This is a genomic window from Mycobacterium sp. (assembly GCF_049280035.1).
Classification (GTDB): domain Bacteria; phylum Actinomycetota; class Actinomycetes; order Mycobacteriales; family Mycobacteriaceae; genus Mycobacterium.
The window spans coordinates 1-9,167 of the sequence record NZ_JBAPPI010000805.1; the positions used below are offsets into that span (position 1 = coordinate 1).

Consider the following 9,167-nt stretch of genomic DNA (forward strand, 5'->3'; position numbering starts at 1 on the left):
GCTCAAATGCCTGGATGGCTCGACAATGATCAACGACACGGTATGCGCCGGTATGTTCACTTTTCTTGTTCCAGCTTCTTCTTCAGCCCGATAGTTGAACCTTCAGTCGACCACGGCGTGTGCGACGACGCTCGATGCCAGAGCCGCGCACCCAGATGGCGTCACAGGTGCCGCGGTAGTCGCGTTCTCGATGTCTTCGAGTCGCTGAAGCATGAGTCTCGAAATTGCCGCTTCGCGCGCCGACGGTCTCGACCCTACTCTCGTCTCGTCCAGAACGCAGGGACGCCGATCGTAGAGTCTCAACTAGAGCTGGAGGAACTGGTCGAGATCGACTCGCGATAGCCGCTCGACGAACGTCTGGCCGTTGTAGGGGAACTGGGTGACGACCTTGCCGTTGGGGTGACGGAAGTAGTTGTTGCAGTTGGCAACCCACACGGTTGTCGACAGCGCGTTCTGGATTTCGGCGTTGTACTGATCGTGGACGTGCTGCTTGATCTCGACCGCCCGGAGCTGTCGACGACCCATGTCGTCAAGCACGCGACGGACGAACTCGGATTGCGCTTCCAGGATGTAGATGATCGAGGTAACCCCGTTGGTGTTGGGGCCATATAGCGTGAACAGGTTTGGGTATCCCGGCACCACGGTGCCCAGGTAAGCCTCGGCGCCGTCGGCCCAATCGTCATGGAGTCGGCGTCCTCTGCCGCCAAACACGTCAAGGCTGCCAAGGAAATCCACTGCCCGAAAACCGGTTCCATAGATGACGGTGTCGACCTCGTGCTGTCTGCCGTCAGCCGTGCGCAGGCCGCGCTCGGTGAACTCGACGATGGGCGAGGTCTCCAGCGTGACGTTGGGTAACGCGAATGTCGGGAACCAGGTGCGCGATTGCAGTGGTCGCTTGCATCCGACGGGGTAGGTCGGGGTCAGCTTGGCACGCAGCTCCGGATCTTTGACTTTGCGATGCAGATAGCTGTGCGCCATGCCGGTCAGCTCTGTGGTCATCGTGGAATCGACGGCGAAATTCGCCGACTCGTAGTCTTGGTATGCCGCATCTCGCACCTTCAGCGCTTCCGCCGGGTCGCGTTCGAAAAGCTCCTGCTGCTCCGGGGTGAACGGCTCGTCGTACCGCGGCGAAACCCAGATCGGTGTCCGCTGGAATACCGTTAGGTGCGCGGTGTCCGCGGCGATCGCCGGGACATACTGGACCGCACTCGCCCCGGTGCCAATCGATGCAACACGTTCGCCCGCAGTCGATTTGGAGTGATCCCACCTCGACGAGTGAAAAGCGCGGCCACGGAAGCGGTCGGCGCCGGGTATGTCGGGCATGTTGGGAACGTCCAGCATTCCAACGGCGCTGACCACGATGTCGAACTCGCGGCTCTGGCCGTCGTCGCTCGTCAGCGTCCATCGCCGATCGGTGTCGGACCACCGCAACGTCGTGACGCGGGTGCGCGGGACAAGATGCTCGGCCAGGCCATGGTCGGCGGCGATCTTCTCGATGTACGCGAGGATCTCCGGCTGATCGGCGAACGTCTTGCTCCACCGTGGGTTCAGCGCGAACGAGTAGGAGTAGAAGTGCGAGGGCACGTCGCAGGCCGCACCGGGGTAGGTGTTCTTGCGCCAGGTCCCGCCGAAGTCGTCGCCGCTGTCGAAGATCGTGAAGTCATAGCCGCCGTGCGCGAGTTGGATGCCCATCGCGATCCCGCCGAGGCCAGCGCCGACGATTGCCACCGTCGGCTTATTCGGCGCTGTGCTCACAGGAAGGATTGTGCCTCACGAGTCGAGTCACAACGGCCACGTGTGCATCAAGAACTGACCATGACATGTGGTTCGGAAACGATGTCACATGCGATATCAAAGCCGGGCTCGACCACATCGGCCGCTACCGCGACACTTTCGTACCCGACGGGGATACCTGGCTGATCAAGCACCGCAAGGTGTCGACCGACTGGGCAGCCCCGGACTCGGCGATGGCGTAGTTTCCAACCGGGAGGCACGCGATGGGACACAAGGCAGCGGTGGAACTGGTGCTCGACTGTGCAGAGCCCGAGACGCTCGTAATGTTCTGGCGCGAGGCGCTCGACTATCGCGAGTACTACACGGACGCGAAGCTGGCGGTGCTCGTTCCCAAAGCAGGCATCGCTTCACCGCTTCTCCTTCAGGGGGTACCGGAACCCAAGGCGGGCAAGAACCGCATGCATCTCGACATCGTTGTCGACGACGTCGAGGCCGAGGTCCGTCGGCTGCAGGCACTCGGCGCTCGTCGCATCGACGAAGGCGTGCAGAGCTTTGGGGGAACCCGATGGGTGAGGATGTCGGACCCCGAGCAGAATGAGTTCTGCGTTTCCACCGGCGTGGAGTGGTAAGGCTTGACCACGCACGGCATTTCGGAGGACACGTTACTTGCGCAGGAGGCGTGCTTCGCGCGGGCATTCGCGGACGGCGATCCGGCGGTCGCACGTGATCTGTATCAGCCCGACGTGGTGTACGTGAGCCCGACGGTACGTCTGTTCGGTTGGCCGGCGCGCATCGACGGCGTCGAGCGCACACTCGAGTTCATCGCACTCACCATCCGTGACTGCGCGGCCATTCGCTACGAGGCGGTGGAGCACGCCATCACGCCCGGTGCGGATGCGGCGTTCGTGCGCGTGCAGTTCGACTGGACCCAGGGTGCGGAACGCCTGCGCTCGACGTACGTGGTGATGTACCGCTATCGCGACGGCCGGATCGCCCGCCAGGAGCTGTACTACGACCCGAGCGGGGCGCCGGAACGCCACCCCAGCTGACCGTCATACGCGCTCGGCCGTCGTGTCCATCTCGATCCAGCCCTGGCACGGGCCGCTCGAGATGTCGGTGTGCAGGACGCCGGCAAGTGTTCCGTTGGCTTGTGGCGTGTAGCGCACAGTGGATCGGGCCGGACTCCATTGGATCGTGGTGTCGGGCATCATGCAGTCCCACTGGAAATCGCTGACTTGCGTCCAGGACGACCCGTCCCAGGTGAATTGCACCGGTTGCGGAACCGTCGGATTGCTCGGCGGAGGGCCGCTGACGATCGTGGCGACGCACTTTCCGCTCGTACAGCTCGAGCGGAACCCGTAGGTCTCGGTGTGCTGGCCCTCAGGGTCACCGACGGCCATGCTGGTCCCGGACTTTGGACCAACCATGAATGTGATCGCGTACTCGCCGTTCCACGACGGAGTGTCGGCGGAGGCAGTTGGGGGAAGCGACAGCGCGATCGTGAGCGGCGCGGCGCACAAACCGACCAGACTCCTCAGACGGTCTGGGGCCATAGGTTTCTCCTCTCGGCCCGCAGCTCAAACCCGTTGCTGCGGGACCACCTACCCCTGACCTCGGTGGCAGATCCAGGATTCGAACCTGGGTAGGCATAAGCCGACGGATTTACAGTCCGCTCCCATTGGCCGCTCGGGCAATCTGCCGGTGTGGTACGGGTAGCAAGAGTACAACGAGGATGTACTGGGGGCGCAAACGGCCAACCTCGGCAGGAAAGGGAACGGATCCAATGGCGGATTCATCGTTCGACGTCGTCAGCAAGATCGATCGCCAGGAGGTCGACAACGCCGTCAACCAGGCGGCAAAGGAATTGGCCACCCGGTTCGACTTCCGCGGCACCGACACCAAGATCGCCTGGAAGGGCGAGGAGGCGATAGAGCTGACCAGCTCCACCGAGGAGCGGGTCAAGGCCGCCGTCGACGTTTTCAAGGAGAAGCTGATCCGTCGCGACATCAGCCTCAAGGCCTTCGACGCCGGCGAACCGCAGGCCTCCGGCAAGACCTATAAGGTCACCGGCACCCTCAAACAGGGCATCAGCAGCGAAAACGCCAAGAAGATCACCAAGCTCATCCGCGACGACGGCCCCAAGACCGTCAAGACCCAGATTCAGGGCGACGAGGTCCGCGTCACCAGCAAAAAGCGCGACGACCTGCAGGCCGTCATCGCGATGCTCAAGAAGGCCGACCTCGACGTGGCGCTGCAGTTCGTCAACTACCGATAGGTGCCTAATCTGGTGACATGAGTGTGACGCCACCGGACGCGCAAGACGTTGACGTCGTCATCATCGGCGCCGGCTTCTCGGGCCTGGGCGCGGCCTACCGCATCACCGAACGCAACCCGGGGACCCGCTATGTCATCTTGGAGCGGCGCGACCAGATCGGCGGCACCTGGGACCTGTTCCGCTACCCGGGCGTCCGCTCCGACAGCAGCATCTTCACCTTGTGCTTCCCGTGGCAGCCGTGGACCCGCAAAGAAGGGGTGGCCGACGGGGTGCATATCCGCGAGTACCTGACCGCGACCGCACACAAGTACGGCATCGACCGCAACATCCGGTTCAACAGCTACGTTCGCTCGGCGGACTGGGATTCCTCGACAGACACCTGGACGGTCACCGCCGAGCACGACGGCGCAGAGAAGGTCTACCGGGGACGGTTCGTGTTCTTCGGGTCTGGCTACTACAACTACGACGAGGGCTACACCCCGGACTTCCCCGGTATCGAAGAGTTCGGCGGCACCGTCGTGCATCCGCAGTATTGGCCGGACGACCTCGACTACGCCGACAAGAAGATGGTGGTTATCGGCAGCGGTGCCACCGCGATGTCGCTGATCCCGTCGCTGGCCGAAAAGGCAGCCAAGGTCACCATGCTGCAGCGCTCGCCGACTTATTTGTTCTCGGCGTCCAAGTACAGCTCTTCAGCGGATTTGCTACGAAAAGTGTTGCCGGGCAAGGTTGCTCACTTGATCATCCGGCAGCGCAATGCCCTGCTCGAAGGCATGATCTGGTTATTAGCGCGTAAGACACCGGGCTACATAAGATGGTTGATCCGCCGCATCGCGATCAATAACTTGCCCGAGGGCTACGACGTCGATACCCATTTCAAGCCGCGCTACAACCCGTGGGATCAGCGGCTGTGCCTGATCCCCGACGCCGACCTCTACGTCGCGATCGGGGAAGGCCGCGCCGACGTGGTCACCGACCACATCGACCACTTCGATTCCACCGGAATCGTTTTGAAGTCCGGCGGGCATCTCGATGCCGACATCATCGTCACCGCCACCGGGCTGCAACTGCAGGCGCTCGGCGGCGTCACGGTGTCCGTCGACGGCGGTGAGATCAAGCCGCAGGACCGGTTCGTCTACAAGGCCCACATGTTGGAGGATGTGCCGAACCTGTTCTGGTGCGTCGGGTACACCAACGCCTCGTGGACGTTGCGCGCCGACATGACCGCCCGCGCGACTGCAAAGCTGCTGGCTCACATGAAATCTCACGGCTACACACACGCCTATCCGCATCTCGACGGTGAGCCGATGCCCGAAAAGCCATCGTGGGACATTCAGGCTGGTTACGTGCTGCGCGCGCCGCATGCCCTGCCCAAATCCGGCACCAAGCGGCCGTGGAACGTTCGGCAGAATTACTTCGCTGACGCCATCGACTACCGGTTCGACCGGGTGGAAGAGGCCATGGTGTTCGGCCGCGCCGATGAGAAGGCGGCGCTGGCCGGATAGGTGACACGCCGATGGCTGAGGTGGCGAAAGCATGTCCACCGGAGCTGGGACGGCCAGCGCGGCTGGGGCCACTTCTAACCAACCGCCGGTAAAGATTGGGCGACGGCAATACGCTGGTCGCCATGGCAACTGCTATGCGCGAACCGAAAGTCGTCGTTTTGGGTGGTGGATCCTGGGGCACCACTGTCGCGTCCATCTGCGCGCGCCGCGGACCGACGCTGCAGTGGGTGCGTTCGAAAGAGACCGCCGAGGACATCAACGAGAACCACCGCAACACCCGCTATCTGGGCAAGGACGTCGACCTCAGCGAAACCTTGCGCGCCACCACCGACTTCAGCGAGGCCGCCAGCTGTGCCGACGTCGTCGTGATGGGGGTGCCGTCGCACGGGTTCCGTGGCGTGCTGACCGAACTGGCAGCCGAGTTGCGGCCGTGGGTGCCGGTGGTGTCGTTGGTCAAGGGGCTCGAACAGGGCACCAACATGCGGATGTCGCAGATCGTCGACGAAGTGCTGCCCGGCCATCCCGCCGGCATCCTGGCCGGGCCCAACATCGCCCGCGAGGTCGGCGAAGGCTACGCGGCCGCGGCGGTGCTGGCGATGCCCGACCAGCATCTAGCCGCTCGGCTAGCACAACTGTTCCGCACCAGGCGTTTTCGCGTATACACCACTGACGACGTGGTCGGGGTCGAGATAGCCGGCGCGTTGAAGAACGTCTACGCGATCGCCGTCGGGATGGGCTACTCGATGGGCATCGGCGAGAACACCCGAGCCATGGTGATCGCCCGCTCCGTGCGCGAGATGTCAAAGCTGGGCGAAGCCATGGGCGGGCACCGCGACACCTTCTCCGGCATGGCCGGCATGGGCGATCTGATCGTCACCTGCACCAGCCAGCGCAGCCGCAATCGCCACGTCGGCGAGCAGCTCGGCGCCGGCAAACCCATCGACGAGATCATCTCGTCGATGAACCAAGTCGCCGAGGGCGTCAAGGCCGCCAGCGTGATCATGGAATTCGCCGACAAGTACGGGCTCAACATGCCACTCGCCCGCGAAGTCGACGCAGTGATCAACCACGGCGCGACCGTCGATGACGCCTATCGCGGCTTGGCGGCGGAGACACCCGGTCACGAGGTCCACGGCGCGGGCTTCTGAGCACTCCAGTCACAGCAGTACCGTGACCTGGGGGGCATTCTCTTTTCGAAATCGATGCGTATGCGATATCAGAGGTCGAAGAGGCCGACTGGTGGCCGATCAGCTAACTTCTGCACCACCCACTGATTCAACGACACGTTCTGTTCGGCGGCCTCGACAGTCAGTCGTGCGTGCAGCGCGGGCGACGTCCTGACGAGAAACTTGCCGCTGAACTTCCCCTCGGTCAGCGGCCGCGGCGCGCTTCCGTCACATTCAGCGAGGTATTCGTCGACAGCCTGCTCAACGCTCGCGATCGCTTGCTGCATGGTCGGCGCCCACCGCGACAGCCAAGACAATTCAATGCATCTGCCGACGTATTCGCCATGCTCAGCGGACCATTCCGCGCGGTATGTGTAGCGATTCACACTGGCGTGATATCGCATGCGCCGTCGAATCGGAAGTCACCGCATGGTCGGCTTGTGGAGACTCCTGAGGCTGGTGTGACTAACGCCCCGCCATTTCCTCGAGCCGGCGGATCCGGTCGGCGATAGGCGGGTGTGTAGAGAACAGCGACCCGATCTTTTCGCCGTTGCGGAACGGGTTGGCGATCATCAGGTGCGCCTGGGCGGCCAGCTGCGGCTCGGGGGGCAGCGGCGCGGCCTGCACACCACCGGAGATCTTGCGCAGCGCCGAGGCCAACGCCAACGGGTCGCCGGTCAGCATCGCACCCGACTCGTCGGCCTGGTACTCCCGCGATCGCGAAACAGCCATCCGCACCACCGTCGCCGCGATCGGGCCGAGCATCGAAACCAGCAGCAGCGCAAAGGGATTCCCGCCCTCCCTGTTATTGCCGCCGAAGAACAGCGCGAAGTAGGACAGCGCGGTGATCACCGACGCCAGCGCGCCCGCCACACACGAGATCAGGATGTCGCGGTTGTAGACGTGCGAAAGCTCATGACCCAGCACCGCGCGTAGCTCACGCTCGTCGAGGATGTCCAGAATCCCGGTGGTGCAGCACACCGCGGCGTTGCGCGGATTGCGCCCGGTGGCGAACGCGTTGGGCGCGGCGGTGTCGCTGATGAAGAGCCGCGGCATCGGCTGGTGGGCGGTGGTGGCCAGCTCACGCACGATCCGGTACATCGCCGGCGCCTGCAGCTCCGACACCGGCTGGGCATGCATCGCCCGCAGCGCCAGCTTGTCGCTATTGAAGTACGTGTAGACGTTCATGCCCACGGCGAACAGCACAGCGATCCATAGCGCCGTTCTGCCGAACAGCCCGCCGACGAACACGATCAGCGCCGACATGCCTACCAGCAGCGCGAACGTCTTGGCCATGTTGTGATGCGGATGCCAGGTCATCAAGTTCCTCCTCCGCATACCTGAGACACGTTCATTAAACGCCGATGACGGGCCACCGAGTTCCCGGAACTTAACCGTGTCGACTGATGGTGAAATCAGCCAGCGTGGCCAGCGCCTGGCGTCCGGGGCCCTCGGGCAGCCCGGCCAACTCCTCCCGCGCCTGCGCCGCGTATCGCGCCACGGTGTCCTTGGCCTTGGCCATGCCTGCCGATGCCCGCAGCAGCGTCAACGCCTCGGCCACCCGCGCGTCGTCGTCGATCGGCCCGACCAGCAGTTCACGCAGCCGATCCGCCTCCGGTCCGCTGTCGTGCAGCGCGTAGAGCACCGGCAAGGTGTGGACGCCTTCACGCAGGTCGGTGCCGGGCAGCTTGCCGGACTCGTCGGGGTCGCTGTCGATGTCGATGATGTCGTCCGAGATCTGAAATGCCGTGCCAACGATGCCGCCCAGTCGGCTCAGCCGCTGGATCTGGTCCTCGTCGGCACCGGAGAACATCGCGCCGAACTGGCCTGCCGCCCCGATCAGACAGGCCGTCTTCTCATGCACCACCTTCAGGTAGTGCTCGATCGGATCCGCACCGCCCGCCGCCCCGCGGGTCTCGCGCATCTGGCCGGTTACCAGCTGGGCGAACGTCTCGGCGATGATCCGCACCGCATCAGGGCCCAGCCGTGATACCAGCCGCGAGGCCGTCGCGAACAGGTAGTCACCGGCCAGGATCGCGACGTTGTTGCCCCACCGCACGTTGGCGCTGGGCGCCCCGCGGCGCACCTCTGCTTCGTCCATCACGTCGTCGTGATAGAGCGTGGCAAGATGCACCAGCTCGATGACCGCACCGGCAATCGTCACCTCGACGGCGTCCGGCCGCGGCCCGAGCTGCGCCGATAGCACCGTGAACAGCGGGCGGAAGCGTTTGCCACCGGCCTCGAACAAGTGCAGCACGGCCTCCGTCATCAGGTCGTCAGAGCCGCGCAGCTCGGTTTCCATCAGTTGCTCGATGCGAGCAACCCCGTCGCGCACATTGGTGGCGAACGCAGCGTCGCCCAAGTCAACGCCCGCCACCACAGTCGCCGGAGTCCTCACGCGACCAACATACTGGTGAACATGCACTCCCATGCCGACGTGGTGGTGGTGGGCGCCGGACCGGCCGGGTCGGCGGCGGCCGCTTGGGC

Annotated in this window: 10 protein-coding genes, 1 tRNA gene and 1 pseudogene; 6 read left to right on the plus strand and 6 right to left on the minus strand. The window is 64.1% G+C overall.

What is annotated here, in order from left to right; translation table 11 throughout:
- Nucleotides 1-303: 303 nt before the first annotated feature.
- Complete coding sequence (locus WAN71_RS25710; RefSeq protein ID WP_422228027.1) at nt 304-1,755, minus strand: flavin-containing monooxygenase; 1,452 nt, start codon at nt 1,753-1,755, stop codon at nt 304-306.
- 104 nt (nt 1,756-1,859) lie between these two features.
- Here WAN71_RS25710 and WAN71_RS25715 point away from each other — a divergent pair.
- The 3 genes and pseudogenes from WAN71_RS25715 to WAN71_RS25725 form a co-directional block, all read left to right on the plus strand.
- Nucleotides 1,860-1,976: pseudogene (locus WAN71_RS25715) on the plus strand (nuclear transport factor 2 family protein); the annotation flags it as partial.
- A 21-nt stretch (nt 1,977-1,997) separates the two neighbouring features.
- Nucleotides 1,998-2,363 carry a VOC family protein gene (locus WAN71_RS25720; protein ID WP_422228028.1) on the plus strand — a complete coding sequence of 122 codons (366 nt, stop codon included), beginning with the start codon at nt 1,998-2,000 and terminating at the stop codon, nt 2,361-2,363.
- 3 nt (nt 2,364-2,366) lie between these two features.
- Nucleotides 2,367-2,783, plus strand: coding sequence for a nuclear transport factor 2 family protein (locus tag WAN71_RS25725; RefSeq protein WP_422228029.1), 417 nt, complete (start codon nt 2,367-2,369; stop codon nt 2,781-2,783).
- A 3-nt stretch (nt 2,784-2,786) separates the two neighbouring features.
- On the opposite strand, the gene WAN71_RS25730 is transcribed toward WAN71_RS25725, so the two are convergent.
- Nucleotides 2,787-3,287, minus strand: a complete 501-nt coding sequence (locus WAN71_RS25730; RefSeq protein WP_422228030.1) for a hypothetical protein — start codon at nt 3,285-3,287, stop codon at nt 2,787-2,789.
- 64 nt (nt 3,288-3,351) lie between these two features.
- Nucleotides 3,352-3,434: transfer RNA gene (locus WAN71_RS25735), tRNA-Tyr, on the minus strand.
- An 83-nt stretch (nt 3,435-3,517) separates the two neighbouring features.
- On the opposite strand from WAN71_RS25735, the gene WAN71_RS25740 reads away from it, so the two are divergent.
- From WAN71_RS25740 to WAN71_RS25750, 3 genes are all read left to right on the plus strand, one after another.
- Nucleotides 3,518-4,009 carry a YajQ family cyclic di-GMP-binding protein gene (locus tag WAN71_RS25740; protein ID WP_422228031.1) on the plus strand — a complete coding sequence of 164 codons (492 nt, stop codon included), beginning with the start codon at nt 3,518-3,520 and terminating at the stop codon, nt 4,007-4,009.
- A gap of 17 nt (nt 4,010-4,026) precedes the next feature.
- Nucleotides 4,027-5,514: a flavin-containing monooxygenase gene (locus tag WAN71_RS25745; protein ID WP_422228032.1), complete on the plus strand. Its 1,488-nt coding sequence runs from the start codon at nt 4,027-4,029 to the stop codon at nt 5,512-5,514.
- Between the two features lie 122 nt (nt 5,515-5,636).
- Nucleotides 5,637-6,662, plus strand: a complete 1,026-nt coding sequence (locus WAN71_RS25750) for an NAD(P)H-dependent glycerol-3-phosphate dehydrogenase (RefSeq protein ID WP_422228033.1) — start codon at nt 5,637-5,639, stop codon at nt 6,660-6,662.
- A gap of 68 nt (nt 6,663-6,730) precedes the next feature.
- Here WAN71_RS25750 and WAN71_RS25755 read toward each other — a convergent pair whose 3' ends face one another.
- The 3 genes from WAN71_RS25755 to grcC1 form a co-directional block, all read right to left on the minus strand.
- Nucleotides 6,731-7,066, minus strand: coding sequence for a type II toxin-antitoxin system HicB family antitoxin (locus WAN71_RS25755; protein WP_422228034.1), 336 nt, complete (start codon nt 7,064-7,066; stop codon nt 6,731-6,733).
- 79 nt (nt 7,067-7,145) lie between these two features.
- A complete protein-coding gene (gene htpX, locus WAN71_RS25760) occupies nt 7,146-8,000 on the minus strand; it encodes a zinc metalloprotease HtpX (protein WP_422228035.1) in 855 nt (284 codons plus the stop codon).
- A gap of 70 nt (nt 8,001-8,070) precedes the next feature.
- Nucleotides 8,071-9,078, minus strand: coding sequence for a nonaprenyl/(2E,6E)-farnesyl/geranylgeranyl diphosphat synthase (gene grcC1 / locus WAN71_RS25765; RefSeq protein ID WP_422228036.1), 1,008 nt, complete (start codon nt 9,076-9,078; stop codon nt 8,071-8,073).
- Nucleotides 9,079-9,167 lie beyond the last annotated feature (89 nt).

Coding starts and splice junctions, on each gene's coding strand:
- htpX (WP_422228035.1), bottom strand. CDS start 8,000: ATGACCTGGCATCCGCATCACAACATGGCCAAGACGTTCGCGCTGCTG.
- WAN71_RS25720 (WP_422228028.1), top strand. CDS start 1,998: ATGGGACACAAGGCAGCGGTGGAACTGGTGCTCGACTGTGCAGAGCCC.
- WAN71_RS25745 (WP_422228032.1), top strand. CDS start 4,027: ATGAGTGTGACGCCACCGGACGCGCAAGACGTTGACGTCGTCATCATC.
- WAN71_RS25750 (WP_422228033.1), top strand. CDS start 5,637: ATGGCAACTGCTATGCGCGAACCGAAAGTCGTCGTTTTGGGTGGTGGA.
- WAN71_RS25730 (WP_422228030.1), bottom strand. CDS start 3,287: ATGGCCCCAGACCGTCTGAGGAGTCTGGTCGGTTTGTGCGCCGCGCCG.
- WAN71_RS25740 (WP_422228031.1), top strand. CDS start 3,518: ATGGCGGATTCATCGTTCGACGTCGTCAGCAAGATCGATCGCCAGGAG.